The sequence below is a fragment of the Kitasatospora sp. NPDC059646 genome (assembly GCF_042734615.1).
GTDB lineage: Bacteria > Actinomycetota > Actinomycetes > Streptomycetales > Streptomycetaceae > Kitasatospora.
The window spans coordinates 14,251-40,634 of the sequence record NZ_JBHWDS010000057.1; the positions used below are offsets into that span (position 1 = coordinate 14,251).

Consider the following 26,384-nt stretch of genomic DNA (forward strand, 5'->3'; position numbering starts at 1 on the left):
CCGCCGACACCGACACGGGTCCGAAACGCCGAAACGGCCGCTGGGACAAGCCTGTTGTGACCGGCCCGTGGCGCAGCCGTCCCGCCACGCGCACTGCCGCCACCCGCTCCGTGGCCTGTTCGGCCTGGCGGGAAGGTACTGCGGGCAGATGCCGGACGGGGGCAGACCGGCAGAGGGGATCGGGCAGGTCGTCGGCCCGGACGCCCGCAGGAGACCCGCGCGGCTAAGTGGGCCGGTGCCGGCCTGCGACGTCCTTCGCGCCCGGGCGCGGTCGTGCACTTCGCCACCGGTTGCGAACCGGAGCACCGCCGCCTCCTGGAACCCGGGGACACCGTGGACTCGAGGTGTCCGGCCTCGGCGTCCTGAGCAACCGGTTGCTGTCGTGAACCGCGAAGTGTTCCCACCTGCACGGTCCTTGACGGTTACTCATGGAGAACACGCCTCCGCCCCCAGGTAGGCACTGGGGTGGTCGAGGCCGCTCTCCGCGTCGTCCTCGGCACAGACGCTCGGTCGCCGGGGGCGTCAGTGCGTCACCGTTCCTCCTCGGCAACCGGTCGGCGGCGCAGGCGGCGCAGGTACGGGTCGAACGGGCGGCGAGGTTCGACGCGGATCCGGGCACCGGTGCAGAGCACGCCGTCCGACCGGACGACGACCGGGTCGAGCCGGGCCTCGGTGAGTTGGGGCAGGTCAGCGGCCATTCGGGACGCACTCACCAGTACCCGGTACAGGGCCGTGAGGTCGGCGACGTCGGCGAGCAGTGGCGCGGCGGGCGAGTCGGCGACCATCGCGTGCGGGTCTGCCTCGGTCAGGGGAGCCAGCCTGGCGACCAGGCCGTCCCGCAGTTCGTCAGCCGGGCCGAGCACCACCAAGGGGCCGAACACCTCGTCCTGCCGGATCTCGACACGCAGGTCGACGCCGGGTGCTGCTGCCGGTCGGACCACCGCGCCGGCCGTCCGCCCGTCGGGGGCCGCGGTGAGTTCCCGGAAGGCGTCGCGCGCCTCGCGATCCGTCCGGACCGTCCGGCACACGTCCTCGGAGGGCTTTCCCGGACGGTGGGCCGCCACGACGGCCCGGCCGTCGGAACGGAGCAGGCGCACCGACCGGGCAGCCAGGACGGCGGTGTGCTCGTCCGGGGCCCAGATCGTGGTGGTCACCGGCAGGCGGTAGTACTCCAGCAGGTCGACGGTACGCGCCGGATCCAGGAGGCCGCCTTCCGGTCGCTCGGCGAGGAACCCGTCCACCAGCCGCTGCGCGGCCGCCGGATCGCATCCCGGCAGCTCGGCCTCGGCGGCCGCGGGACGGGCCAACGCGCGGGCCCGGGCGCGGGCGGCGGCGAGGGCGGATGCGGCCGAGCGGGAGTCGGCGTAGGCGGGGAGCAGGGCGCCGTCCACAGCCGTCAGATAGCTGACCGGCGCCTGCTGGTCGATCCGTACGACGGCGACCGGCTGACGGCGCCGCCCCTTGCCGTCGAGTAGGGCCCGCAACGGGTCCCGGCCGGAGTCGGTGGTCAGCGCAGTGGGCACGAGACAGACCACCAGGGCGTCTACGACGTCGCTGCGCTCCAGCAGGTCGAGGCAGCGAAGCAGGTGGTCAGGCCCGGCGGCGGGGGTGATGTCGACGGGGTTGCCGGTGCCCGCGCCGTCGGGCAATGCCCGGCGCAGCCGGGCGGCGAGGTCGGCCGGGAGGCTGGGCAGGGACAGACCGGCCTCGGCGCAGGCGTCGGCGGTGAGGACGCCGATCCCCGCAGCATTGGAGACCACCACGACCGCGCCGCGCTCTGCGGGCAGCGGCTGGGCGTGGAGCAGCGCCGCGATCTCCACCAGCTCGGCGATGGAGCGGGTGGCGGTGATGCCGGCCTGATCGAACAGGGCGGCCCGGGTGACGGCCGGGACGCCGACGGCGGCGGTGTGCGCGGCGGCCCCGCGCCGGCCGGCCGAAGAGCGTCCGGCGTCGACCGTGAGCACCGGGAAGCGACGGGTGACCCGGCGGGCGGTTCGGGCGAATGCCCGTGGGTTGCCGAACGATTCGAGGTGCAACAGGGCCAGGTCGGTGCGGCCGTCGCTCTCCCACCACTGCAGCAGGTCGTTGGCGCTGACGTCGTACTTGTCGCCGAGCGAGACGAACGTCGACACGCCGATGCCCAGCCAGGCCAGCCGCTCCAGCAGTGCGATGCCGACGCCGCCGGACTGCACGGCGACCCCGGCCGTGCCCGGCTTCGGGAAAGCGCCGCCGAACTCGGCGTCCAGCCGCACTCCCGGGTCGGTCTGGGCGATGCCCAGGCTGTTCGGGCCGACCAGTCGCATCGAGTGCGCCCGGCAGCAATGCAGCAACTGCCGCGCCTGATCGGCGTCGAGGCCGGACGTCAGCACCACCAGGGCGCGTACGCCGACCCGGCCGCATTCCTCGGCCGCGGCTGGGACGGCGGCAGCCGGGACCGCGAGCACCGCCAGCTCCGGAATCCGGGGCAGCGCTTCCAGCGAAGGACAGGAGGGCATGTCGGCGACCCGCTCGGCGTGCGGGTTGACCGCCCAGAGCTCGCCGCGGAACCCGCCGTCGCGGATCTTGCGCAGCACGCTCTGCCCGACCGACCCCGACCGCCGGGAGGCCCCCAGGACGGCGACCGAGCGCGGTCGCAGCAGGGCGGTGAGGCTGGCGAGGTCGGCGGTGCGGCCACGTTCCTCCACCGCCCGCAAGTAGTGCTCGTCCGCGTTCGCGCCGGCCAGTGGGACCACGACCCGGACCTCGCCCTCCCGGTAGCGGCGGTGCACCGGCAGCCCGAGGTCGGAGAACAGACGGTGCACGGCACCGTTGCCCGCCAGGGCATCCGCCTCGAAGGCGGTGACGCCGTGCTCCCGGGCGGCGTGCACCAGGTACTCCAGCAGCAGGCTGCCGACGCCCCGGTGGTGCCAGGCGTCGGCCACCGCGACGGCCAGCTCCGCGGTCTCGGGCCGTTCGGCGGAGGTCTCGAAGTCGGCCTCTCCCACGAGCACGCCCGCCGACCACGCTCCGAGCGCGTACAGCTCGGAACGGGGCGGCCCGCACAGCCGGTCGGCCGCCAGCAACGGGGCGCGGCGGCTGGTGCCGAGGAAGCGGAGCCGCCGACTCGCTTCCGACATGCGGTCCGCGTGAAGCGCGAGTACTTGCGGACGGTCGGCCGGAACCAGGGGCCGGATCCGCACGGTGCTGCCGTCGACGAGCAGAGCCTCCTCGCCGGGTCCCCGGCCCAGGCGCGCGCCCGGCACCGGGTTGGTCATCGCGGACTGCTCGGTCATGGCGGCGCTCCTCCGTCCGGCGGGGGCCCGGACAGCCCCTCAGACCCCTGCTGCACACGGTGCGCCTCCCCGACCGGGTGCGGCGAGGGCCTGCGGGGTCCTTCCCGGGCGCACCGGGCCCCCGCCAGCGGGGCCATCCGGCCCTCCCGGGGGTCGGCCGGGGCGCGTAGCGTGCCAGGAGGGGGCGGAACGGAGGCGAACGCGGCGATGACCACCGCCGGACGATCGGTCCCGACCACGCAGGACGACCCTCCCGACCCACGCGAGCCCGTCCGCCTGCTGCTGCGGCAACTGCACAGCTCCCCGTCCGGGCTGAGCGGGCGGGAGGCGGGCCGCCGACTGACCGTGTACGGGCCCAACGCCCTGGTCCGCCGCGGCGGTCGGCGCTGGCCGCGCGAGCTGGCCCGGCAGTTCACCCACCCGCTGGCGCTGCTGCTAGGAGTCGTCTTCAAAGGTCAGATCCAGAGCAGGATCGAGGCGATGGTGACGGTGGCATGGTAGGACTCGTGGGTCTTGTCGTAGCGGGTGGCCAGGCCGCGCCCCTGCTTGAGCCGGTTGAAGCAGCGTTCGACGACGTTGCGCAGGCGGTAGGCCGTCCGGTCGAACACGGGCGGGCGGCCGCCGCGTCTGCGCAGGTAGGCGCGGATCCGGCGGGAGCTGTAGCCCTTGTCGGCGATCACGTGGTCGGGTCGGGCGCCCGGGACCGATTCGCGGGACGCGGATCGACTCCAGGACCGCCTCGAAGCGGGTGCAGTCGTTGGTGTTGCCGCCGCCAGCTTCCACACGATCCCGTTCAACACCACCCGGTCGTCCGACCGGGGACGCTCTGCGGTTCCCGAACTCGGCAGGAACCGCGAGAGCACGGCCCACTCGGCATCGGACAACTCATGACGACGTATCACGCCGCCACGATCTCACCGCTTGATCATCTTTAAAGACGGACCCTAGCGCTGGCCGCCGTGCTGGCCGCGGTCAGCGGGGCCCCCGCCCTGGCCGTCGCGATCGTCGCGGTGATCCTGCTCAACGCCGGCTTGGCGTTCGGCCAGGAACAGCAGGCCGAACGCGCGGTGGAGGCGCTGGCCGCGTTCCTGCCCGACCTCGCCACAGTGCTCCGCGAAGGCGCCCGCCGCGAGGTACCGGCCTCCGAACTGGTTCCCGGCGACGTACTGGCCGTCGAGGAGGGCGACCGCGTCCCGGCCGATGCCCGACTGCTGACCGGAACGGTCGAGGTCGACCTCTCCGCGTTGACCGGCGAATCGGTGCCGGTGGTCCGCAGCGCCGAGGCGGCGGAGCCCGGCGCCGCCTTGGTGGACGCCCCGGAGCTGGTGTTCTCCGGGACCTCCTGCACCGGCGGCCAGGCCCTCGCCCAGGTCACCGCGACCGGCATGCACACCGAACTGGGCCGGATCGCTGCTCTCAGCCAGCGCAGACCACCCGAGCAGAGCCCGCTGGAACGGCAGGTGAAACACGCCGCCCGGCTGATCGCCCTGGTGGCCGTCGGCGCCGGCCTGGCCTTCCTGCCGCTCGGCCTGGCTGCCGGGCTGCCGCTCGCCGCCGCACTGAGCTTCGCGATCGGCCTCCTTGTCGCCAACGTTCCCGAAGGGCTGCTGCCGACCATCACCCTGGCCCTCGCCGCCGGCGTGCGCGAACTGGCCAGGGCGGGTGCCGTCGTCAAACGCCTCTCCGCCGTAAAGACGCTCGGCTCGACCACGGTGATCTGCACGGACAAGACCGGCACCCTGACGGAGAACCGGATGCGGGCGGCGGCGGCCTGGACCCCGCGCGCCGGCAGCATCGCGGCCGACGGCCCGCACCCGCCAGCGGTCATTGCCCCGCTGGCCCTTGCCACTGCCCGCTGCACCACCGCCGACCCCGCCACTGGCCGCGGCGATCCGACCGAACTCGCCCTGCTCGACCTCGCCGACCGGGTCGGCCGTCCGCTCACGGCGGCCGAGCGCGACACACAGCGCATGGCGCTGTTCCGCTTCGACCCCCGCCGTCGGCCGATGACCACCGCCGACCGGCCGGGCGGCGCCCTCGTCCTGCACACCAAAGGCGCCCCGGAGGAGGTTCTGCACCGGTCCGACCGCCTCCTCGACGGCGATGCCGAGCACCCCCTCATCGAAGCCACCCGCACCGAAGTCGTCCACGCCGTCACCGAGCTCGCGGCCCGCGGCCTGCGCGTACTGGCCGTCGCCCGCACAGGGCCTCCCCCCGGCCGGCCACCGCCCGAGCGCCGCGAGGACGCCGAGGAACACCTCTGCCTGATGGGCCTGGTCGCCCTGGCGGACCCACCCAGACCCGAAGTTCCGGAGGCTATCCGACGGGCGCACGCCGACGGCATCACCGTCCACGTCGTCACCGGCGACAACGGCCTCACCGCCGCCGCCGTCGCCGAACAGGTCGGCATCGGACACCGCGGCATGCGGATCGTCACCGGCGTCGAACTCGACGCCATGGACGACACCCGCCTCGACGCCCTGCTCGGCCACGGCGAAGAGGTCGTCTTCGCCCGGACCTCGCCCGAGGCCAAGCTCCGCATTGCCGACGCCCTGCGCGCCGAGGGCCACACCGTCGCGATGACCGGCGACGGCGTCAACGACGCGCCCGCGCTGCGCAGCGCCGACATCGGCGTCGCCATGGGCCGCTCCGGCACCGACGTGGCGCGCGAGGCCGCGACCATGGTGCTCACCGACGACGACTTCGCCACCATCGTCGAAGCCGTAGCCGCAGGACGGCGGACGTACGACGACATCCGCAAGTTCATCGTCTACATCTTCACCCACGCCGTGCCCGAGGTCGTCCCCTTCCTGGTCTTCGCCCTGGCCGGCGGTGCCGTCCCGCTGCCCCTGACCGTCATGCAGATCCTCGCCGTCGATCTCGGCACCGACACCATCCCCGCCCTGGCGCTCGGCCGGGAGCGCGCCGAACCCGGGCTGATGGAGCGCCGCCCCCGCCCGCGCGACGAGCACATCATCCGCCCCGCGATGCTCGCCCGCGCCTGGGGTTTCCTCGGCCTGGTCTCCGCCGCCCTGGTCCTGGCCGGCTACTTCCTCACCCTCACCCGCGGCGGCTGGCACCCCGGTGCCCCCACCGGCCCCGGCACCCCCCTGCACCTCACCTACCAGCAGGCCACCACCATCAGCTTCCTCGGTATCGTCGCCTGCCAGACCGGCACCGCCTTCGCCGCCCGCACCGACCGCGCCCCACTCCGCGCCGTCGGCGTCCTGAGCAACCCCCGACTGCTCGGTGGCATCGCCTTCGCGCTGGCCTTCGCCGCCGCGATCGTCTACCTGCCCTGGCTGCACCCCGCCTTCGGCACCGCCGCGCCCACCCCCGCCCAGCTCTCCACCGTCGCGCCCTTCCCGCTGATCGTCTGGGGGGCCGACGAACTGCGCCGGGCGGTCCTGCGCCTCCGCGCCCCCCGCACCGCTGCAGCCCGCCCAGCCACCGCCGGTCCCTGCCGACGCCGACGCCCACCAACACCCAGTGGCGGTCCTGCTCGCCCGGCACGGCTGGCCGGTCGACCGGCTGTCCCACGCCCTCGGCATCGGCGAACGCGCAGCCGCGGACAGCGTCGCCCGTGCCCGCCGGATCGCGGCGGGGCACGGTCGACCGCGGGAGTGAGCCGCTGAGGCAGTCCAGGGCCGGGCCCACCGCTCCGTCGAGAACAGCGTGGTCCAGCGCCGGAAACGCGCGACGCCGTCGGGAAAGGACGGCGCCCGGGCCGCACTCATGCGGGAGGTCCAGGTCCACCCGGGCGCGACGGGGATCGTGGAGTGGACGGCCTCGATCGACTCCACCGCGCCAAGGACCCACCAGCACGCGGCCGGGGCCCGCAAGAAGCGGGGGCAGGGGCCAGGACGAATCGGACGATCCAGCAGCTGCGCCCTGCGAGGCGCTCGGCGAGTCCCGGGCAGCTGATGACCACGATCCGTCCGGCGGCCGACGGCCGGGGCCTGCCGTGGTCGACCGTCCTGAGTGCCGGCAACGCAGCCGACTGCACGATGCTGCCCGGGGTCCTCGACCGAGGCGCCGTGAACGCGCTGGTCGCTGCCGCCGCCCACTCCGACCCGGTCGTGGCCGGCCGCCGCGAGCACCGCCTCGGCGCGGTCGCCCCGGCGGCGACCCCCACTGCGCGCCCCGCACGGCTGACCGGCACTGGTTCAGTCCTCGTCCCCGAGCGGCGCGCTGGTGATCCGGCGTCCGCCGACGGAGGTGGGCCGGATCCGAATCCGGAGCGAGCGCGGTCCGCCCAGGGCCGGACGGCGAGGTCGCGCAGCAGCCGCTGCAGCGTCTCGTGGTCCTCGAGCTGTTCGGCAGTGCCGGTGATCAGCGCGCTCCAGCCGCAGTGACGGTGGTCGTCGATCCGGTCGACCTCGAAGGACACGGCGGTGCCGGACGGCCGGGGCCGCGGCGCCGTTCTCGTGGGTGCGGTAGACGAGGGTGCCGCGGCCGACGCTGTAGTTCACCGGGCGGCCTCCTGATCGCCCGGCGCCACTGAAGCCGTCGCCCCCGGCCGCCGCCACTTGGCCGTTCGGCCACCTCGCTTCCGGTCACGAAGCCCTGCCGGACTACCCACGGCATCCTGGAGACGAGACGTCGAGACAGATTTTCAGGTCGCCATTGCTCTCAAATTCTCTGGCAGTGGCCCATGTGACAGCCTCGGACTTCGATGCCATGAGGTTTGCGCCCCATCGGAAATGAACTCCCCAAGCCCAGCTGGTGCTGAAGCGAAAATTCGTAGAGCACTCCAGACGGCTCATTCTTCCATCTGGGGCACTGAACAGCAGGAGTTCATCGCTGTACTGGTCCAGTGGACCAGTACAGCTGAAGGCGCAGAGCCAGGGGTCGCGCCGGCCGGCCCGGCTGATGAGTCCGATATTCTGGACTTCCACCGGGTGCGTGTCTCCCAGATAAAGCGCCCCCGAATTCTCCTGCCACAGCGAGAACTCGCAGTCGGAAGATCCGAGATCAGGATCGGCATAATAAAAGTCCACGCTATGCCATTCAAGGACTGCGATGGCGTGCCGCAGTCCCGCCGGTGTATTGCACACCGTCATGGCCACTGCGCCCGCAGTCCTGTCGGGGCGATAGATTCGAGTGGGCAAGCGGGTGGGTCTGCTCGGATTTCCCATGTCGTAGAAGTAGATGTATGACCCAGGGCCGCCGTCGGGCTTCTCGCAGGCGATGGCCAGATACTTTCCCGCTCCTTGGCACCCTCCGATATGTGACGGGCCCCCCTGGATGCCAGGGGCGCGCGTCAGCGACACGACTTCGCCATTGTCGCTGATTCCTATGAAGTAGCTGGCGCCGAAACTGTCGTTTCCGCTGTGTGTGACAACCGTGACGGGGCCTGCGGCTGTCCAGCCCTGAATGTGGTTCTCGATGCCGGTGTCGGGTAGTGTGAATCCCCATTTGAGCCGGAGAGTCCCCTCTCCTGTTTCGCCTTCATTTCGCGGACACATCCCCTTCGCGAAAAGCGCCACCGGGTCGTCGACCACTCCGTCCGGCGGGGATGTCGAATCGGGGAAGGCTGGTAGAATCCCTGCCATCTCACTGCTTCTTCCTGCGATCGCGCGGACAGGCCTGACTTCCAGAGGAACGCTGGCTGGGGAGCAACGCAACAGGGGTAACGGCAGGAGGCGTCGTCGCTGCTCCTGCCGTACGCCCGACCGGCAGCACCCGGCGGAACCTTCCGATCGCGGATCACCGGTCCTGTTGCGATCCTGGAGCTGCCCAGGATTTCCGATCGGAAACGAGGAGAAAGGTGCAGCATGCCAGTCGGGCCGATGATACCTCTGGAGATTCTTGCGGACAGCGGCCAGCCGGTCTACCTGGTGGGGGGCTCGCCCCAAGGGAGACTTCTCACCCGGGTCGGAAACAGTGAAAACACGCCTCTTGTACAACAGGTCGAGCAGTCCGGCCCGTTCCGCTCCGGTGACCAGATGTGGACGGTAGAGCGCGCAGGAGACGGCCAGGCCGGACATTACCGGATACTATTTGCAGGAAACGCTCTGACTGTCGACCATGCTTCGATGGGTTCAGGAGCTCTTGCCACGGCGGCACCGTGGCGCGGTGGAGACCACCAGATATGGAATGGGACGGGGCATCCGTCGGGCGGATACCGACTGACCGCAAAACACAGTGGTCTGGTGCTCGATTCGGCCGGAGACGTGACACCCGACGGGACCACTGTCGTCCAGTCACCATGGAACTCCGGCAGAGACCAAGCGTGGTACGCCATGGAGATCCAGCTTGAAGGGGTGCGTCGCAGGGCCTGACGGCGCGGTGGTCGGACTACCCGCCCGGCTCCCGCCGGCGATGGCCACGATCTCCACCCGGACCTCGGGCCCGTAGGCCGTGGGCCGTTCCGGGCGTTCGGCATACCGCTGGCCACCCAGGCCTGGCGCGGCGAACCGTCCCGCGACTCTCGTGTTCATACCGGCATCCCGCTCCCGGGCGATCGCATGGTCGGCGAGCCCGTCCGCCGCCGCAAGCACGACTCGGCCCGCAGTGCCGCCCGCACCTCGGGCTTCGCTGAAACCACCGCCCGCACCAGCCGCTCGAAGTTGCCTCCAGCACCACCGCAACCGCTGACCCCGCTCGCCGCCATGACGCGCGGCCAACGATCACGGCGGCCGAGGTGCGGCCCCGGCAGGTTGGGACCGTGCCGAAGAACCTGCCGGGATCGGTGCAGAACCGCCTGCGCCTGAACCGCCACGCCGACGAACGCTGGCAGTCCACGCCGACCAGCCGGTCGATGTCCCCGGCGGCGTCGGCCTGGGCCTGCATTCCGTCAGGATCCTCGCCCACGTGCCGTCCCGGGCCCAGCGGCGGAACCGGTTGAAGACCGTCTGCCACGGGCCGAACCTCTCGGGCAGGCCCCCAGGCGTTGTTGCCTCTGGCCTTCCACGCCACCGCGTCGATCACCGAGCGGTGGTCCCGCCACCTTGCGCCCCGAAGCGGGTCCGACGGCAACAGATGCCGGACCCGCTCCCAGCCCTCGTCGCTCAACCCGCCCCTGGACTCCACATCAGATCGAACGACGATCCGATCCAAGGGACGCTGCCGGGTGCGGAAGTATTTGGCGACGTGCCGCAGTCGGTGTGGACGTCCTTCGCGGCGCTGCCGGCCGAAAGCGGCGGTCGGCACCGGCCGGTGCGACGGTGGCGCGTCGCCGGGGCGCGTCAGGATCCCGGCATGACATGCCCACGGATGAGTGATGAGCCGGGTCCGGGCCTTGGGCGCTGGCTTGGATGGGACCCGCTTGTGCCCACGAAACCCTGGAGATACCCATGTCCGCAGGACTGCCTCCCCTCGCCTCCGAGATCCCCTGTTCCTTGCTCGCGGTCGGCTGCAGCGTCGAGTACCGGGGCAGGACCCTCAGCCTCGACTTCCGCGGGAACGTCAAGCACCGGGTCGAGGCGGATCCGGAGGACAAGCAGACCAGCGTCCGTCTGCGTATCGTCGGCTTCAGGATGACCGCCGGCGAGGACGCCGAGACCGCGGTCCTCGAGCAGAGCGACACCGACGACGACGCTCCCAGCCGGCTGAAGCTCGTCCGGCCGTTCCCGCCCGCCTACGAGCACCGACAGATCGTGGACTTCACCGCGACCTTCGCCTTCGACGGCGAGGCGCCCGTGATCCTCCTCGCCAAACAGCCCTTGGTGCTGGTCGGCACGCTCACGCGGTTCCCCCCGCACGGCGACCAGTACAAGCTGGAGAATCCCGTTGACCTCGTGTCCCCCGATGCCCCGGACACCGTCGTTGCCCGCATCACCACCTTCCCCGCCAAGCAGAACGGCCTCTGAGCACACAGACCGCCTCTGATCCCGGGTTTCGGCGATCTCAGTGGTCGACCAGGAGGAGGACCGTCGATCCGGCCCGCGCACCGCCTGCCTCGCCGCCCGGAGCGTCTCGCTGGCCTTCCGTCAGGATCCGTCGCCCGACCCGCCCGGTACCGGTGTCTTGGCGCCGGTACCGGTCTATCCGTGGTCTTGATCGGTTCCGTTCCGTGCCTGTGGCGGGCTGTTTTTGTCGTGGGTCGGCCCGGGACGGTGACGGCCCGGCCGAAGTGCGCGTGGCGCGGTCGGGGCGCGATGGAGGGCGGGCTGGACGGGCCCGGGGCACGGCTCCGGCCCCCGTGGCCGTCCGGCCCGCGGTTTTGTGCTGCGTCAGTACGCTTCGGTTTCCAGGCCGTCCTTGAAGAGCCGGATGTAGGGCGTGCCGTTCTCGCGGTCTCCCTGGAGCGCGACCATGCCCTCAGGGTCCTCGCTCTCGCCGGTCAGGAGCGCCCAGTCGTTGAAGGAGCCCAGCACTTCCCTGGCCGCCTCCTGTGCTGCGACCTGCCACTGCTGGACGTCCTGGTCCCCGCGCTGGGCCACCACCTCGGACACCTTCTTCAGGTACCCCTTGAGATGCCGCGTAGAGGTCTGCTTGTCGTAGGAGGCCGGGCACCAGGCGGTCCCTGTCGACCAGGTCGTTGACGGTCCTCTCCGTGCCCTCGATGTCGTGGTGCTGCCCGCCTCCGATGTCGATGCTCCTGCCGGGCGGGTGACCATCTTGCACTCGAACCCGAGGAACAGCCCGACCTCGCTGGTGGGGAAGGCGTCGCTGGCTCCGAAAGGAGGAACAGCCAGATCTGTGGATCGGCCCGACCGTCGCGAGAGCGACGGAGAACATGCCTGCAGGCCCGGGGGACTTGTGATCGGTGTGCAGGCCGGAAGGGCGCCACCCTCGCGGATGACGCCCCGGTCGACTCACCAGCTCTTGCCCGCCTGTTCCCGCATCGTGTGGTTGATCCGGTTGAAGAAGTTGGTCATGGCGATCTCCAGAGTGATCGCGCCCAACTGCTCCCCGGTGAAGTGTGCGGCAGCGGCATCCCAGACCTCGTCGGTCACGCCGGGGGCGCCGTCCTGGATGCGGGTGGCGGCCTCGGTCAGCGCGAGCGCCGCGCGCTCCTGCTCGGTGAAGAAGGGCGTCTCGCGCCACGCGACCACGTGGTGCAGCCGCTCGTCCGTCTCACCGGCCTTCTTCGCACCCGAGACACTGGCGAAGACGCACGGCGCACAGCCGTTGATCTGACTGGCGCGCAGGTGGACCAGCGACAGCAGCAGCCGGTCGACACCCCCTGCGGCTATCGCCTTGTGGAGGTGCTGGATCGCGGTCATCAGATCGGGGTTCATCGCACCCTTGAGGCGTGGTTCCATCAGTCCTGCTCCTTCAGCGGTTACCTGGACCCGTCCGGGCCCGTCATCACCCATGACGAAGCGGATTCGGGGAAGGTAACAACATGTTCGAGACCGGCTCGACGGACCCGGTGGCCAAGGCGTTCGAGGCCCAGCGCGACCGGCTGCGCGCGGTCGCCCACCGCATGCTCGGCTCGCATGCCGATGCCGAGGACGTGGTACAGGAAGCCTGGCTGCGACTCTCCCGCCAGGAGACGGCGACTATCGATAACCTCGCCGGCTGGTTGACCACCGTGGTCGGACGGATCAGCCTCGACGTTCTGCGTTCGCGCCGGAGCCGCCCGGAGGCGTCCTACGACGACCGCCTGCCCGGACTCCTAGTGACGCTCGACGACGCTCCCGCACCCGACGACGACGCGGTGCTCGCCGACTCGGTCGGGCTCGCGCTCCTTGTCGTCCTCGATTCGCTCCGGCCGGGCGAACGGCTGGCGTTCGTGCTGCACGACCTGTTCGCGGTGCCGTTCGACGAGATCGGCCGCATCCTCGGCAAGTCCACCGACGCCACCAAGATGCTCGCCAGCCGCGCCCGCCGGAAGGTCCGGGCCACCGAGCGGCCGACCCGCGCGGGCCGGGAGCAGCGCGAGGTCGTCGATGCCTTCCTGGCGGCGGCCCGTGGCGGGGACTTCGAAGGCCTGCTGCGCGTCCTCGACCCCGAGGTGAGGCTCGTCGTCGACACCCCCGGCGGCGTGGTCGTCACACTCGGCGCCACCAAGGTCGCGGCCGGCGCGCAACTGGCCGCCAGGGCGGCCACCCGGGGCCGGGCGGCAGTCGTGGGCGGCCTTCCCGGAGTTGTCTCCTGGCGCGAGGACGGCACGCCGCTCTCGGTCATGGCATTCAGCGTCACGGCCGGCCGGATCACCGCCATCACGGCCGTGGTCGACCCGACCAAGCTCGCACAGATGGACCTGCCGGACCCGGTGTGAGCGGTCCCGGCACGCCGCCTGCCCGTGACGCTCGACCAGGACCCCGTTCCCGAACCGGGCGCCCGCGCGGACAAGCGGAACGAGGGCTGCGGTGATCGCGCGCCAGCGGGCCTGCGCGGACTCGACCAGCTTGAACACCGTCGCCAAGGCCGCAGCCGGGTTCCGGCACCACGGGTGAAGGAGTTCCCGGTCCCGGCCGCCCGCGCGGCCCGCAGCCGGTCCGTAAGACGCCCTGCCGCCGGCTGATACGCCCCGAGGACGCCTACGGGGCGTCCGCGGTTCCGGACCACCGGGCGGTCAGCATGGACGAAGGCCGTTGGTGGCTCGCGCGTGCCAGAGCGCGTAGTTGTCCACGTAAGCGCCATACACGTAGTCGTCGAAGCTCTGCCAGTTGGTTCCGCCCATGTACCACTCGTTGCGGACGAAGTACCAGACGTTGCCCTGGTTCGCGATGTCCTCGCCGGTGGTCCAGCAGAAGACTTCTACGACGTCCCCGGGGTGCAAGTCGGCATGCCCGTCCTTGTCGTTCGTCCAAGGCGCCCAGTACAGCCCCACATTGTGGCTGGTGTTCAGCCTGACCGTCCATCCGCCGCTGGCCTCGGCCGATCCACTCGACAGCGCCACACTGCAGAGGGCCAGGGCCCCAGCCAGAACCGTCTGAACGACACGCTTTTTGAGGCTTCGCTTCATTCCCATCCCCCGGGGCGACGTCAACTGCTGCCGACTCCTCGGACAGTCGAATCGAGCTTGCGACCTGGACTCAAGCCCCGTCACGCCCGCTTTCGGCCAACCTACGGCTGCTGGTCGAGTTGCTGAGCGACAGTCGGCGGTGACCAGTCGGCCTCGCCGATATCCGCGCGCCTCCAGCCTGGCGGCTGTGGCAGCCTGCGGGCCCCGCGCGCTGGCCGGGCAGCCGATGCCCGACCTGCCCGGCGGCGGAAAGCCGCGTGGCGTCGGCGCTCGGCGGCGGGCTCCTCGTGCGGTAGTACGCCTCCGTCCCCCGCGGCCCGGACGTCCGGCCCGGTGGAGGACCGCCACGCCCAGGGCGAGGCCGCCCGCTGCTCATGATCGCCGGCACCGAGGCGCTGACCCGCGGGTTCTCCTTCTTCAGCAAGCACCTTGCCTGAGTCGGCGAGCCCTTCTGGGCAAGGGACGGGAGGGTGCTGCTCGCAGCCAGTCTCCGATGGCCGGGACCAGCACGACGGCCGCCCGCGGCGGACTTCGAGGCGCTGTGCCGCGCCGCGTCCTCCGGGACGGCCTGCACCCGGAGGACGTCCACCAGCTGCTCCACCAGGGCCGTCCCTACCCCGAACACCCCGGCCTGGTGCCAGCCCGCCCGCGGGCCTCGCCGACGGCGGCGAACACCTCCTCGCCACCGCGCTGAGTGAACTCGCCGAGGAGACCGGCATCCGGCCCGTCGCACCGCTGCGCCCGCCGGTCGACTTTGCGTTTGCTGCCGTCCCGGTGCCGGCCGGGACCCAGGTGCGGTGAGCGGGGAGCACGACGTGTTCGCCTGGCGGACCTTCGAGGAGTGGCTGCCGGTTCCTGCAGAGCGAGCAGATCTCCTGGTTCACCTCGCCGTGGGCAGGCCCACCAGCGGGACGCGACGGTCGTGCTCCTCGACGGCCGGGACATCGCCGCGCCAACCCCGCCCGAGCAAGACCCTCCAGCTGACCGGCCGCGCGCCGTTCGCGGTCAACGTCGACTTGCGCTGCCAGGCAGCCGAGTCGATCTTGTTCCGCCGGTACTACGCCCCTCAGTCTTGCCGCCTCCTGCTCGCCGCCGAGGCTCCGGACAACGGGGGCGCTGCATCCCGCCCCATCGGAAAGCGCGGTCCGCCGCGCTCTTGATAGACCGGCTGCACTGTGGCTCCATGGGTCTCTAACCTGGCATTAATGCTGGGGAGTTGGGGGAGTAGTGATCGAGACTCAGCAACGGGTGGTTAGGCGAAACCGGCTCTTCTCGTCCTTGATCTGGGCGCTGGTCGCAGTCTCGGCGACCGTGCTGGTCTTCGCGATCGTGCAGAAGAACCTGCCAGGTTCTGCGGGCCACTGGCCGTGGAAGCTGCAACTGCTAGACATCCCCACAGCCACGGCCGCCACACTCGGAACTGTAGGCGCCGCCATCGCCCGCGCCCAGTACGCGCGCAGCGTACAACCGGTCCTGAGCAGCGGCGGCCTCGTCGCCGAGGGCCTTGCCCCGAACGGCGCGCGGGTATGGAAATGCACGGTCGGTAATGCCGGTGCTGCGGCCGTGGTCGTCGTCGAGGCGAGCTACTGGGTTGAACTCGTGCCGTCGGCCGCGCCGACACCGCGGCGCTGGCTGACGCACGACGAGGTGGTGGCCCTACTGGTCTCCTCGGGGCTGTCCGAACACGTCGACTTCTCCCTGACTCTGGTGACTCCCGGAGCCGCATATCGCGCGGAGTCGACCTACCAGGTGGCGTGGTTCACCGCGAGGGCGATGGCGGTGCTGGCCGACTTGTTCTTCCGCATCCGCGTTTCAGACCGCGCCGGGGACGTGCACGAGCGGACGCTTCCCCTGATGAAGAACCCCGTCCGTGACCCAGGGGGTCCCTCGCGTACCTGATCTCTGGGCATTCACTTCACGTCTGGGCCGGGCAGAAAGCGGGGTGCCTGCCGCTGCCCTCGTGGCTTGGGATCGAGACGGAACGGTGCCGAAGCTTCTGCGGCCCAGGGCAGGAAAGACCCGGTCGGCGTTGGGATGGTGTCGGACCGCTGTTCGGAGTGTCGGCGTCTCCGGGGAGCCGGGTGGCGTGGCGTCGTGGGAACGGATGGGGTTCCGGGCGCTTCGGTGCCCGGGTCCCTGTCCCCGAGCTGCGGAGTTCCCATGCCGTCCGTTGCCGTGTCGCTGCGCCGTCTGTCCGCTGTCCTTCTTCCTCTGCTCGTGCTTGCCGCGGTGTTGGGAGTGCTGTCGGCGCCGCCTGCGCTCGGAGCGCCGGCGGGTTCGGCGGCGGGATGGGACTGGGACGCTGTGGCCCGCTGCGAGAGCGGGGGCCGCTGGGACGCCGACACGGGGAACGGCTACTACGGGGGCCTGCAGTTCGATGCGGCGACCTGGCGCGCCAACGGCGGGCTCGACTACGCGCCGCGCGCGGACCGGGCGACCAGGGAGGAGCAGATCGAGGTGGCGGAGCGCCTCGCCGCGCGGCGGGGCCTGGCACCGTGGCCGGCGTGCGGCGCCGAGGCGGCCCGGGACGCCGACTACTTGGACGCCGAGGCTTCGTGGGCGGGTGCGCGCGACGGCCAGGAGGCGTGGGCCGGTTCGCAGGACGCCGCCGTCCTGTCTGCGGACCCGTCGCACACCTGGACGGTCGAGGAAGGGGACACCCTCAGCGGCATCGCCGAAGAGCTCGGCTTCCCCGGCGGATGGCCGGCCCTCCATGCCCTCAACCGCGACACCGTCGGCGGGGATCCCGATCTGCTACTGCCGGGCCAGGTGCTGGCGCTCGGCCCCTGGCCCGACAGCCGGCTGCCTGCTGTCCGCGCGCGTCTGAGTGCATCAGCCGAGTCCAGGTGACGTCGTCGTCCACCTTCCGCGGAACGTCGGCCCTCCTCAGAATCCGCTGCGAACACTCCACCAGGCCGCGGGCGGGGGAAGAGGTTCGTGCGGCCGCGGCCGACCCCCCGGCGCGGACGCGGGCAGGCGACGGCCGCGTGGTCAACCGCATGGTCGGCCGGGCGGGTTCAGTGGGCGTGGGTGTACCAGTGGCTGGTGCGGGGGCTGAGCGCGGTGGCGTACAGCACCGCCGCGTTGACGGCGGCCAGCGCGAGCAGCACGGCGAGCGGGGTTGCGACGTCCGCGGGTTCGCGGGTGAGGAAGCCTTCGCGCTGGGGGTGGGCGAGGGCCCACAGTTGGACGGCGGCGGGCAGGGTCGCGGCGAGGGACAGCGAGGTGAGGGTGGTGGTGTAGGCGCGGGCCCACAGCCGGCCGCGGAGCAGTCCGCGGGCCGCGGTCAGGGCGTGCAGCACGCTGGGCGGCGCTCCGCAGCCGGCGATCCTGCCCAGCAGCACGCTGGCCTCCGGCCGGGGGAACCGCCCGGCGGCCATGCCGAAGAGCTGCGCGGCCGTGCCCCGCCAGTGCCTGAGCAGCTGCCGCGCGCCCGCCGTGTCCGGCCGTCCCATCCGGTCCCTCCTCGATCGGCCGCGCACTGCGGCTCCGACGCAAGCAGCCTTCCGGGACCGGGCGGGCGCTGGCCAGGGGATGACCGGGAGTCCGTGGTGTCGCAGCTTCCTGGTGAGGCAGTGGGCGGTGACGGCCTGGTCGGCGAGTTGGCTGGGGAAGAGCCACGGTGTGCTGGGCCGGGCCGAGGCCCGGGCGATGGCGGAGGCGGTGACGGCGTGCTCGGCCTGTTGAGCGAGGAGGTGAAACGCGGCTGGGGGGAGGGCTGCCGGGTGGTCGTCGAGTTGGATGGTGGGCTGGGTGCCGCCGGTGAGGTGGCGCGTGGTCAGTTCGGTGATGCGCTGCCCGTTGATGCCGTAGAGGAGGATCAGGCTGCCGGCCGCGCGGACGTCGAGCGGGAGGGCGTCGTCGTTCAGGCAGCGGTCCAGCAGTGTCCACCGCTGGTCGGGCGTGGACCAGTCCCGTGGTTCGGCTGTCGGCCGGGGGCGCGGCACGTCGAGGTCGGTGGTGAGGCCGCGCCGGGCGGTCCACTGGAGGAAGCCGCGGATGGAGCGCCGGGACGGCCCGCCGGTGTCCAGCCAGCCGTCGACATGCCGCTGGGTGACGGCGTCGAGGGCGACGCTGGTGGCGGCCGTCCAGTCAAGGAAGGCGATGACCGAGAGCAGGTGTCCACGCAGGCGCGCCAGGCTTGCGCCGTTGGGAAAGCACCGAACCTCATTCTGAAAAAATCAATGAGGGAGAGGGAATTCTTTCCATGGGTCCCATTTGTCGGCCGCGTTGTATTCTGAGGTGAAGAAACCTTGATCAGTATTTGCCCACAGCTGGGGTCGGCCATCCGGGAGCTGTGCAGAGTTCAAGCTCAGCACCTCATTTCCAGGCGGTGCCGCGCATGGAAACCAGTCGTCACGTACCCCGGGCCCGGTATAAATGGCGGAGTAGAATCCTCTCTCCGCTGCGGTAAACAGCTGGGCCCGGCCGTCTTTGCGTCGAAGAGCAACCAAGGCCTTCATGGGGCCAGCCCCTGCCGTAGGCCACTCGGTCCACGCGTTCCATTGGGATCCACTCGCCGTCCAGCAGCTGGCCAGATATACGCTTCCGTACGGCATCCATAGTTGCGACTTCGTGTTCGAGTAATTCGCGGAGGCAAAAAGGGGAGTTCCCACAGCATCTCCTATTATCGCCACATTTAAATGAATGGTATAGGTCCACGTTAAGCGCGGCCGCCATCTTCAACTCGACACGTGGCCAAGTCACCCGGCTGTGCCTATCCTGATGCCTGGATCCGATCAACACCGGGTCGGCGGCCGAGCCGTGCACTTGCCGCGTCATTGGGGCTGTGGCATTCCGAATACTGCAATCGCCTTAACCCAGCCTGTCCATTCCCGAGTGTCTTCGGTGTCGTCACGCAACTGCACGTGACAGCGTCCCGACACAAAGTCGCCCAACTCCTGGAGGTCCACTTCAATGAGGCCGGCATCGAAATGGCGATGGTTTGTATACTCAAAGTGAAACCCTCGCAGAAATAGCATTCCGAGTACTTCGCCGCCCCCTCCCCATCGCACTTCGATGTCGCGGGAAGTCTTGGTGGATGGAGGGAAATTGAAGGTCACGATCTTGGTGTTGGTTATCTGTCCCACTGTCTCGCCTTTCGTGGAGGTCGTGTGAGACGTGCAGACGAAGCCAGCGACGACCTAGTCGTATGCTCCCGGGAGAACATCCAATAGCGCGACCGATCGTAGCCAGCGCCAAAGTGCGGCATCTGATCTACCTACAACTTTCCATCTTGTGTCAACGGTTCGCAAGGTTTACACAATCGGCCTACTCCGGTGGGTGACCGGGGCGGCTTCGTGAGATACGCGCAGGGCGGCGGGTTGACCGACGCCGAAAGGGCCGCGTGGGAGCGGATCCGGCTGCAGGCCGTGGAACGCTTCGAGGACCGGCCAGCAGCGAGAAGTCGTTCGCCGCGAGCGGGTCGACGCCGAACTCGTAGTCGAACCCCCGGCCCTGCCGACCGTTCATCCCTGCAGGCCCTGCGCTGACTGCACGGCGTGTTCCTGCTACGACGGTGCGCCCGGCCTGTGCCAGAACTACAGGCTGATCCGCGGCGCCCGCGACGGCGCCCGGCGGGACGTGGAACGGTGGAATGCCGACCTCGCCAGCGGCCGCGCGGCCCAAGACGCCGTCGACTGGTTCTGCGGCGGGATCGCCGCCCGGGCCCGTGAGTGTTTCCCCGCCGAGGAGCAGTGGCTGGAGCGGGCGTGCTGGCCGGCCGACCCGCTGACCGTCCCCCTCGGCGAGTTCTCCGGCTCGTTGTGGCCGCCCGTTCTGGTCGAGCGCCTGGTGGAGCTGCGCGCGATCGCCGCCCGGGCCTGGCTCGCCCCGAAGCCGGCTGCGACGGCCGTCGCCACCGCCGCCTGACCGGTCGGCTCCCGTGTCCTGTTCTGCCCCCAGGGTGCAGGGCGAAGGCCGGCACGTCCTACCAGTGGCGCTGACCACCTGCACGGTGTTCACGGGAACGGACGTCGCGGGCTGGTGCGTCGCGGCATAGTGCGGGGGTGACCGCGACTCCCGCCCGCCTGGACCTGCCCGCCCGCCGACGCCGCCACGCCCGGCTGATCGCCGCCCTGACCACCACGGTCGGGGCCTGCGCCACGGCGGCGCAGGCGCTGTACCAGCCGATCGCCGACGCCCCGCCCGGGCAGCAGGAGGTCGTGGTGGACCCGCTGCCGGTCGTCTACCTCAGCCGCACGGCCGCTCCGCTGCTGGAGGCGGCCCGGGCCGAGGACGACGCGAGGTGGCCGGCCGCCGTCGCACGGGAGCGGGAGCAGGCCCGGCGGACGAGCGCCGCCAGGGTGGCGCTGGCGCGGGCACAGGAGATCGTGGAGGAGCCCGGACTGGACTGGCCCGTGCCGCTGCCGACCTCGGAACAGGGCGCGGCCATCGACCTCGCAGCCGTCGCCGACGTAGTCGCCGAGCTGTGGCCCGAGGACCCGCCGCGCGCCGCCGCCCTGATCCGGGAGTACGAGGCCAGCGGGGAGTTCACAGCGGCCGAGGTCCTGGACGCGGCGGTCGACGCGGCCATCGCTTCCGGGCTGCTGGTGCTGCTGAACGACGCGGCGACGGCCTCCGACCCGAGCATGATGGCCGAGCAGTGCCTGCAAGCCGCCCCGTACCTGGTGCTCGCGGTGGCCCTGGCCTCCGCCGACCTCGACTGAGCAACTGGCCACCCGCTGCTACGCACCACGGCGCGAAAAGCTGCCCGATGACCGGCGGCCCCGCTTCACGACGCCACCGGCGGAGCAAGGCGAGCGGGAGGAGATGGGGCGGGCCGGGGCCGGGTGGGGTGGTGTTCGGGCGTTCTGCTGCGTCTGGCCGGGGCGTGCTGGGACGCTGCGGTGGTGAAGAGTGTGCGTGGGGTGGGCCCCGGATCGTGTCTGCGTGCTTCCTGGCCGTCCGGACTGGATTCGGGACGTCGCCTACCTCGGTGACGAGGTGCTGGGAATGCTTGCCGCAGCCGCTGCGGCGAACGCGTACCGGGACGACGGCCGCTATCTGCTGACCGCCGACGCCTACCGGACCGCGGGCCTGCTCGTTGAGACCCTGGCCGAGTCCGTCCCCGAGGACGCCGGCGCCGGCCAGGTGCTGCTGTACACGGTGCCGGCCTGGAAGCTGGAGGCCCTGTGGGACGTGCTGCTGGTGCTGCGCCGCACGGTGGCGGGCGACCCGGACACGGACGTGGTGCGCGGGCTTCTGGAGCTGCTGTGCGCCGACGTGGTCGCTCCGGCCCGTACGGTGGAGCAGGTGGTCGCGGACCTGGAGAAGGTGGCGGCGGTCCTGATGCTCGAACTGCCGGAGGTCAAGGCGGTGGCCACGGCCGTGGTCCTGGGCGAAGAGCGGGGAGATGCCGCTGTCGACGCCTACCGCCGGATCACGGCCGCCTGGACGGACGCCGGAGTCCGGCACTGACCTACCCCCGCTGCCGGACATGCAGGACCGTCGCGTCGGAGCGGCTCGCCATCGCCTACTGGGACCGCACGAGGAGGCCGGCACCTGGCTGCGCGCGGCCGATGAGGTCGGCCTCGTGCCTGCCGTGTCCGCGCCGAGCGGCGACCATGTCGCGGTGCTGCTGGACGACCGGGGCACTGGGAGCGACGACCTGGTCCTGCCGCTGGTGTTCGCCCGCGAGGCTCGGGTGTAGGCGTCCCCGGCCGGGCGACACGCGTGCTCCGTCCGTCCTACAACCCGTCAGAGGACGTTTCCAGTGCTCTGACCGCATACGTTCGCCGGGTAAACGGCCGCGACAGATGCAGTGGTCCTGAGTAGCCTCGCCTCGTGGTGGATCATGAGCAGTACGTCCGGTACCGGGCCGACTCGAAGGTGCTGGCAATGATCGGGGAGCATGTCGACGCCCAGGTCGGCCGAATCAGGATGCGACTGCCCAGGGCTGTGGCCGAGGCCGCCGTGGACGCGTGGGAACGCGACGAGCTGGGCGGGCGCGCTCCTGAGACCCATGAGGAGTACGGGCTTCGGGACCGGGCAGCGGAACTCGCACTGATCGGTCTGGCGATCTCGCAACGTGGCCGCTGGGAGGGCGAGGACGTCGTGGTCGACCTGGATGTCGCGTCTGCGGGGGCGGCCTTGCGGGCGTCGCAGTAGTCAGGCTGCGGCGATCGCCGGCCGACCGCGAGGGCCTGCCACCAGTCGCCCTGGTCCTGGAGGCCGACCGCAAGCCCGACCAGCCCGGAGCCGCCCCGGTCGGGCTGCCCCGCTTCGCGGTCTCCGACCACCGGCCGCTGGCGGTCGACCTGACGCCGTGACAGCGCCCGTGCGCGCCGCGGCGGCGCCACGGGGAACCGCCCCGTGGCGCCGCCGCGTCCCGGCCGTCCGGTTCAGCTGTGGGTGGCGAGGACCTGCGAGGAGCCGTCGGCTAGGCCGGTGATGGCGACGTTGACCGCGCCGAAGCCGAGCGAGCCCCAGCCCTGCCAGGACCCGCTCGCAAAGCGGGCGTTGTGGTAGGCGATGCCGTCGTTGCCGACCGCGACCAGCTGGGCGTCACCGTTCGGGGTGCTGGTGATGCCGATGCTGGAGGCGGCGAAGTTCGCCGCGCCGCCGACGCCGGCCACCGGGCCCCAGCCCTGCCAGGAGCCGTTGGCCAGCCGGATCGAGTGGTAGATGTTGCCGTCGTTGCCGACCGCGACCAGCTGCGCGTCACCGTTCGGCATGCCCGTGATCGCCACGTTGCTCGCACCGAACGAAGCGGCCCCGCCGAAGCCCGCCACCCCGTTCCAGCCCTGCCAACTTCCGTTGCCGAAACGGATGTTGTGGTAGACCAGCCCGTCGTTGCCGACGATCAGGACCTGCGAGTCGCCGTTGGGCATCGCGGCGATCGAGACCTTTCGGGCGCTCCAGTCGCCGACCTTGCTCCACCCCTGCCAACTTCCGCTCACCAGGCGGGCGTTGAAGTAGATGCCGCCGTCGTTGCCGACCGCCAGCACCTGCGCGTCACCGTTCGGCATGCCCGCGATCGAGAAGGTGCTGGCCGCGAAGTTGGCCGCGCCGCCGACCCCGTCGAGCGGGGCCCAGCCGGTCCACGAGCCGTCCGGGTAGCGGGCCGTGTGGTAGAGGTTGCCGTCGTTGCCGCGGGCGAGGCTCTGGGTCGACCTGTCGGGCGTCGAGGTGACGGCCTCCTGGCCGGCGTTGAAGGACGGGGCGCTGCCGTAGCCGATCACCGGGGCGAAGCCGGACCAGGCGCCCCACGGGTCGCGGACCTCGTGGTAGAGGGTGCCGCGCTCGGTGGGGGCGGGGGTGCTCGGGTACGGGTTGGTGTGGTCGCCGACCAGCGGGCCGCCGCAGTGCGGCCAGGCCCCGGCGCCCTGCGGGCCGTTCAGCACCTTCTCGCCGATCAGGATCTGCTGCTGCTTGGTGGCCTGGTGCGGGTAGGCGGCGTACTGGGTGCCGCCGTAGGCGCGCCAGGTCGGCAGGTCGAACTGGAGGCCGCCGTAGAGGCTGTTGCCGGAGTTGATGCTCCAGTTGCCGCTGCTCTCGCACTGGGCGACCTTGTCCCAGTTGGCGACGGAGGCGGCCTGGGCGGTGCCGGCGGCGAGGACGGGGAGGGCGAGGGCGGCGGCCGAGGCGAGGGCGAGGACGGCGGCGGGCTTGCGGCGGGGCGCGGGCACGGTGACGGGCTCCTGGTGGTCGAAGGCTGCGAAGAGGCCGGCGGGCGGGACGGGCGGTGCGAGCGGGCGGTGCGGCGGTGGCGGGGAGCGGCCCGCCCACCGGACGGGACCGGTGAGCAGGCCGAGCGGGCCGAGCGGGTCGCCCGGTGGGCTCAGCTGTGGGTGGCGAGGACCTGCGAGGAGCCGTCCCCGACCCCGGTGATGGCGACGTTGACCGCGCCGAAGCCGAGCGAGCCCCAGCCCTGCCAGGACCCGCTCGCAAAGCGGGCGTTGTGGTAGGCGATGCCGTCGTTGCCGACCGCGACCAGCTGGGCGTCACCGTTCGGGGTGCTGGTGATGCCGATGCTGGAGGCGGCGAAGTTCGCCGCGCTGCCCACGCCGGCCACCGGGCCCCAGCCCTGCCAGGAGCCGTTGGCCAGCCGGATCGAGTGGTAGATGTTGCCGTCGTTGCCGACCGCGACCAGCTGGGCGTCACCGTTCGGCATGCCGGCCAGCGAGATGCTGTTGGCCGCGAACGAGGCCGCGCCGCCGAAGCCCGCCACGCCGTTCCAGCCCTGCCAGGTGCCGTTGGCGAAGTGGATGTTGTGGTAGACCAGCCCGTCGTTGCCGATGATCAGGATCTGGGCGTCGCCGTTGGGCATCGCGGTGATCGCCACCTTGCGGGCGCTCCAGTCGCCGACCTTGCTCCAGCCCTGCCAGCTGCCGCTCACCAGGCGGGTGGTGAAGTAGATGCCGCCGTCGTTGCCGACCGCCAGGACCTGCGCGTCGCCGTTCGGCATGCCCGCGATCGAGAAGGACTTCGCGGAGAAGTTCGGCGCGCCGTCGTAGCCGTCGAGCGGGGCCCAGCCGGTCCACGAGCCGTTCGCGTAGCGGGCCGTGTGGTACAGGTTGCCGTCGTTGCCGGCCGCCAGGGTCTGGGTCGACTTGTCGGGCGTCGAGGTGATGGCCTCCTGGCTGGCGTTGAAGGACGGCGCGCCGGCGTAGCCGTTCACCGCCGCGAAGCCGGACCAGGAGCCCCACGGGTCGCGGGACTCGTGGAACAGGTCGCCGCGCTGGACCGCGGCCTGGCCGCCGACCGGCCGGATGTAGCCCGCCAGGTGCACGTTGACGCCGTTGACCGACCACTCCTTGGAGCCGACGGCTCCGGGCATCCGGGTGTTGCGGGTGACGTAGCCGGGCGAGCTGCCCTGGTTGCCGCCGATCCAGTCGATGGTGCCGTCGGAGTTGACAGCGGAGACGATCGCCACGTGGTCGTAGGTGGTGTAGCCGGTGCTGTAGCCGCTCGGGTGGAAGAAGACGGCGTCGCCGACGTGCGGCGTGCTGCCCAGGGTGCCGTTGTTGTTGCCGTACGTCTGCAGGGAGTTGGCGAGGTCGTTCAGGACGCCGAGGTTCTGCACGCCGTTGCGGGCCCAGACCCAGCCGACGAAGTCGGCGCACCAGGCGTGCGCCTCCTGGCCGCCCGAGCAGCTGTTGGTCTGCCCGGTGCCGGACGCGTAGTAGCCGCGGCCGCCGTTGCCGCAGGCGGCGTTGCCGAGCTGCCCGGCGGCGGTGTTGACGATCGAGTCGCCGGTGGTGGCGGCCTGTGCGGTTCCGGCCGAGAACACCGAGCCGGCGATCACGCCGGAGGCGGCAATCGCGGTGGCGAGGGCGGTCCGGGCGAGCTTGGCGAGCTTGGCGGAGGACGAGGAGGAGGACACAGCGGGCATGGCGAAGCTTCCTGTCTGACGAGTGGCCGGGTGGACGCCCGGTCGGCCGGGTTCGGGCACGGCGGAGCGGCGGGAGGTCCGGGAGAGGGGTACTGCGGGGCGCGGCGGGCGGCGCGGGCTCAGCGCGGGCCGGCCGCGTGGTCCGCGGGCGGGACCGGCGGGAGGTGGCTCCGGCGGAGCAGGGGCGAGGCCCGGTGGGTGCGGGCGATCAACCGGTGGGCCCGCTGCACGGCCGGTTGGCCGTCGGGGGCGGGATCCGGGTCGGGGAGGGTGCGGAGGTAGATCAGGAGGTCGGTGCGGTCGTTCTCGCCGCGGGCGGTGATGTGCTGCAGCCCGTCGGCGGGCAGTGCGTGGGCCCAGAGGGCCGCGAGGATCTCCGCCGTCTCACCGTCCGGCACGGGCTCCGCAGGGTGTCTGCGGTGCAGGCTGGCGTGGACGACGTCCATCGGGGATCAGTCGCCCCAGCCGTAGTTGCCGGCGGGCTGCACGGTCCCGGGGGCGGGGGCCCCGGTCGGCTGGGCGGTGGCGGTCGGCGTCGGCGCCGGGGTCTCGTCGGCCTGGGCGGCGACGGGGAGGGCGGCGAGGGCGGTCAGGGCGAGGGCGGCGACCGCGGCGGCCTGGGCGATGCGGGTGCGAAGCACGGGGTGGACCTCTTCCGGTGTCGGTGGGGCGGGCTGGCTGTGGTCCGGCTCCACGTCCCGCGGTAGACGCTTCGGCCGGCTGCCGCCCGGTCCGTTTTCCTGGCGGCGAGGTAAAGCTTTCCGTGCCGCCGGACCCGGGGGAAGGCATGCCGACTGTCCCCAACCAGACAGTCTGGTTCCGGACACCGGACCCGCTGTCCGCTCCCCGACAGGACCGCCGCCAGGCTGCTCCCCGGAGGGGCCTGGGGGCGCCAAAAAAATCGAACAGATTT

General features: G+C 71.6%; 23 protein-coding genes and 2 pseudogenes. 12 read left to right on the forward strand and 13 right to left on the reverse strand.

Going from position 1 to position 26,384, the window contains the following annotated elements:
• Positions 1-530: 530 nt before the first annotated feature.
• Positions 531-3,272 (reverse strand): GNAT family N-acetyltransferase, encoded by a 2,742-nt coding sequence (locus tag ACFV1L_RS30305; RefSeq protein WP_380371852.1) that lies wholly within the window; start codon positions 3,270-3,272, stop codon positions 531-533.
• A gap of 207 nt (positions 3,273-3,479) precedes the next feature.
• On the opposite strand from ACFV1L_RS30305, the gene ACFV1L_RS30310 reads away from it, so the two are divergent.
• Entirely contained in the window at positions 3,480-3,773 is a 294-nt protein-coding gene (locus tag ACFV1L_RS30310) for a cation-transporting P-type ATPase (protein WP_380371854.1), read from the forward strand.
• Here the strand turns inward: ACFV1L_RS30310 and ACFV1L_RS30315 are convergent.
• Positions 3,728-4,040: pseudogene (locus tag ACFV1L_RS30315) on the reverse strand (transposase); the annotation flags it as partial. The gene ACFV1L_RS30310 and the pseudogene ACFV1L_RS30315 overlap by 46 nt on opposite strands.
• Before the next feature lie 191 nt (positions 4,041-4,231).
• On the opposite strand from ACFV1L_RS30315, the gene ACFV1L_RS30320 reads away from it, so the two are divergent.
• Entirely contained in the window at positions 4,232-6,907 is a 2,676-nt protein-coding gene (locus ACFV1L_RS30320) for a cation-translocating P-type ATPase (RefSeq protein WP_380371857.1), read from the forward strand.
• 939 nt (positions 6,908-7,846) lie between these two features.
• Here the strand turns inward: ACFV1L_RS30320 and ACFV1L_RS30325 are convergent.
• Positions 7,847-8,827: a hypothetical protein gene (locus ACFV1L_RS30325; RefSeq protein WP_380371860.1), complete on the reverse strand. Its 981-nt coding sequence runs from the start codon at positions 8,825-8,827 to the stop codon at positions 7,847-7,849.
• 393 nt (positions 8,828-9,220) lie between these two features.
• Between ACFV1L_RS30325 and ACFV1L_RS30330 the strand changes: the two genes are divergently transcribed.
• A complete protein-coding gene (locus ACFV1L_RS30330) occupies positions 9,221-9,556 on the forward strand; it encodes an RICIN domain-containing protein (RefSeq protein WP_380371924.1) in 336 nt (111 codons plus the stop codon).
• Positions 9,557-10,013: 457 nt separating this feature from the next.
• Here the strand turns inward: ACFV1L_RS30330 and ACFV1L_RS30335 are convergent.
• Positions 10,014-10,163: pseudogene (locus tag ACFV1L_RS30335) on the reverse strand (transposase); the annotation flags it as partial.
• Positions 10,164-10,570: 407 nt separating this feature from the next.
• On the opposite strand from ACFV1L_RS30335, the gene ACFV1L_RS30340 reads away from it, so the two are divergent.
• On the forward strand, positions 10,571-11,086 hold the full coding sequence (locus tag ACFV1L_RS30340; RefSeq protein WP_380371862.1) for a hypothetical protein: 516 nt from the start codon (positions 10,571-10,573) through the stop codon (positions 11,084-11,086).
• A 363-nt stretch (positions 11,087-11,449) separates the two neighbouring features.
• Here the strand turns inward: ACFV1L_RS30340 and ACFV1L_RS30345 are convergent, their stop codons facing one another.
• Together ACFV1L_RS30345 and ACFV1L_RS30350 are read right to left on the reverse strand one after the other, a co-directional pair.
• Positions 11,450-12,019 carry a hypothetical protein gene (locus tag ACFV1L_RS30345; protein WP_380371925.1) on the reverse strand — a complete coding sequence of 190 codons (570 nt, stop codon included), beginning with the start codon at positions 12,017-12,019 and terminating at the stop codon, positions 11,450-11,452.
• A 15-nt stretch (positions 12,020-12,034) separates the two neighbouring features.
• The gene (locus ACFV1L_RS30350) at positions 12,035-12,484 is read right to left on the reverse strand and encodes a carboxymuconolactone decarboxylase family protein (RefSeq protein WP_380371865.1); all 450 of its coding nucleotides are present in this window, start codon (positions 12,482-12,484) and stop codon (positions 12,035-12,037) included.
• Between the two features lie 83 nt (positions 12,485-12,567).
• Here ACFV1L_RS30350 and ACFV1L_RS30355 point away from each other — a divergent pair, with 83 nt between their 5' ends.
• Positions 12,568-13,446, forward strand: a complete 879-nt coding sequence (locus ACFV1L_RS30355) for a sigma-70 family RNA polymerase sigma factor (protein ID WP_380371867.1) — start codon at positions 12,568-12,570, stop codon at positions 13,444-13,446.
• Between the two features lie 297 nt (positions 13,447-13,743).
• Here ACFV1L_RS30355 and ACFV1L_RS30360 read toward each other — a convergent pair whose 3' ends face one another.
• Positions 13,744-14,136 carry a hypothetical protein gene (locus ACFV1L_RS30360; RefSeq protein WP_380371869.1) on the reverse strand — a complete coding sequence of 131 codons (393 nt, stop codon included), beginning with the start codon at positions 14,134-14,136 and terminating at the stop codon, positions 13,744-13,746.
• A 429-nt stretch (positions 14,137-14,565) separates the two neighbouring features.
• Here ACFV1L_RS30360 and ACFV1L_RS30365 point away from each other — a divergent pair, with 429 nt between their 5' ends.
• From ACFV1L_RS30365 to ACFV1L_RS30375, 3 genes are all read left to right on the forward strand, one after another.
• The gene (locus tag ACFV1L_RS30365; protein ID WP_380371871.1) at positions 14,566-14,937 is read left to right on the forward strand and encodes an NUDIX domain-containing protein; all 372 of its coding nucleotides are present in this window, start codon (positions 14,566-14,568) and stop codon (positions 14,935-14,937) included.
• 426 nt (positions 14,938-15,363) lie between these two features.
• Complete coding sequence (locus ACFV1L_RS30370; protein WP_380371873.1) at positions 15,364-16,035, forward strand: hypothetical protein; 672 nt, start codon at positions 15,364-15,366, stop codon at positions 16,033-16,035.
• 261 nt (positions 16,036-16,296) lie between these two features.
• Positions 16,297-16,986 (forward strand): transglycosylase family protein, encoded by a 690-nt coding sequence (locus ACFV1L_RS30375; protein WP_380371876.1) that lies wholly within the window; start codon positions 16,297-16,299, stop codon positions 16,984-16,986.
• Positions 16,987-17,153: 167 nt separating this feature from the next.
• On the opposite strand, the gene ACFV1L_RS30380 is transcribed toward ACFV1L_RS30375, so the two are convergent.
• The gene (locus ACFV1L_RS30380) at positions 17,154-18,083 is read right to left on the reverse strand and encodes a hypothetical protein (protein ID WP_380371879.1); all 930 of its coding nucleotides are present in this window, start codon (positions 18,081-18,083) and stop codon (positions 17,154-17,156) included.
• A gap of 831 nt (positions 18,084-18,914) precedes the next feature.
• Positions 18,915-19,226: a hypothetical protein gene (locus tag ACFV1L_RS30385; protein ID WP_380371882.1), complete on the reverse strand. Its 312-nt coding sequence runs from the start codon at positions 19,224-19,226 to the stop codon at positions 18,915-18,917.
• A gap of 493 nt (positions 19,227-19,719) precedes the next feature.
• On the opposite strand from ACFV1L_RS30385, the gene ACFV1L_RS30390 reads away from it, so the two are divergent.
• The 4 genes from ACFV1L_RS30390 to ACFV1L_RS30405 all read left to right on the forward strand — a co-directional run bounded on the left by ACFV1L_RS30390 (position 19,720) and on the right by ACFV1L_RS30405 (position 22,245).
• On the forward strand, positions 19,720-20,007 hold the full coding sequence (locus ACFV1L_RS30390) for a hypothetical protein (protein WP_380371885.1): 288 nt from the start codon (positions 19,720-19,722) through the stop codon (positions 20,005-20,007).
• A gap of 137 nt (positions 20,008-20,144) precedes the next feature.
• Positions 20,145-20,804 (forward strand): hypothetical protein, encoded by a 660-nt coding sequence (locus ACFV1L_RS30395; protein WP_380371887.1) that lies wholly within the window; start codon positions 20,145-20,147, stop codon positions 20,802-20,804.
• A 286-nt stretch (positions 20,805-21,090) separates the two neighbouring features.
• Complete coding sequence (locus tag ACFV1L_RS30400; RefSeq protein ID WP_380371889.1) at positions 21,091-21,555, forward strand: hypothetical protein; 465 nt, start codon at positions 21,091-21,093, stop codon at positions 21,553-21,555.
• Positions 21,556-21,921: 366 nt separating this feature from the next.
• Positions 21,922-22,245 (forward strand): hypothetical protein, encoded by a 324-nt coding sequence (locus tag ACFV1L_RS30405; RefSeq protein WP_380371891.1) that lies wholly within the window; start codon positions 21,922-21,924, stop codon positions 22,243-22,245.
• Positions 22,246-22,478: 233 nt separating this feature from the next.
• Here ACFV1L_RS30405 and ACFV1L_RS30410 read toward each other — a convergent pair whose 3' ends face one another.
• The 4 genes from ACFV1L_RS30410 to ACFV1L_RS30425 form a co-directional block, all read right to left on the reverse strand.
• Entirely contained in the window at positions 22,479-23,765 is a 1,287-nt protein-coding gene (locus tag ACFV1L_RS30410; RefSeq protein ID WP_380371893.1) for a transglycosylase family protein, read from the reverse strand.
• Between the two features lie 152 nt (positions 23,766-23,917).
• A complete protein-coding gene (locus ACFV1L_RS30415; protein WP_380371896.1) occupies positions 23,918-25,471 on the reverse strand; it encodes a CHAP domain-containing protein in 1,554 nt (517 codons plus the stop codon).
• A 119-nt stretch (positions 25,472-25,590) separates the two neighbouring features.
• Positions 25,591-25,917 carry a hypothetical protein gene (locus ACFV1L_RS30420; RefSeq protein WP_073818266.1) on the reverse strand — a complete coding sequence of 109 codons (327 nt, stop codon included), beginning with the start codon at positions 25,915-25,917 and terminating at the stop codon, positions 25,591-25,593.
• 6 nt (positions 25,918-25,923) lie between these two features.
• Positions 25,924-26,112: a hypothetical protein gene (locus tag ACFV1L_RS30425; protein WP_073818268.1), complete on the reverse strand. Its 189-nt coding sequence runs from the start codon at positions 26,110-26,112 to the stop codon at positions 25,924-25,926.
• Positions 26,113-26,384 lie beyond the last annotated feature (272 nt).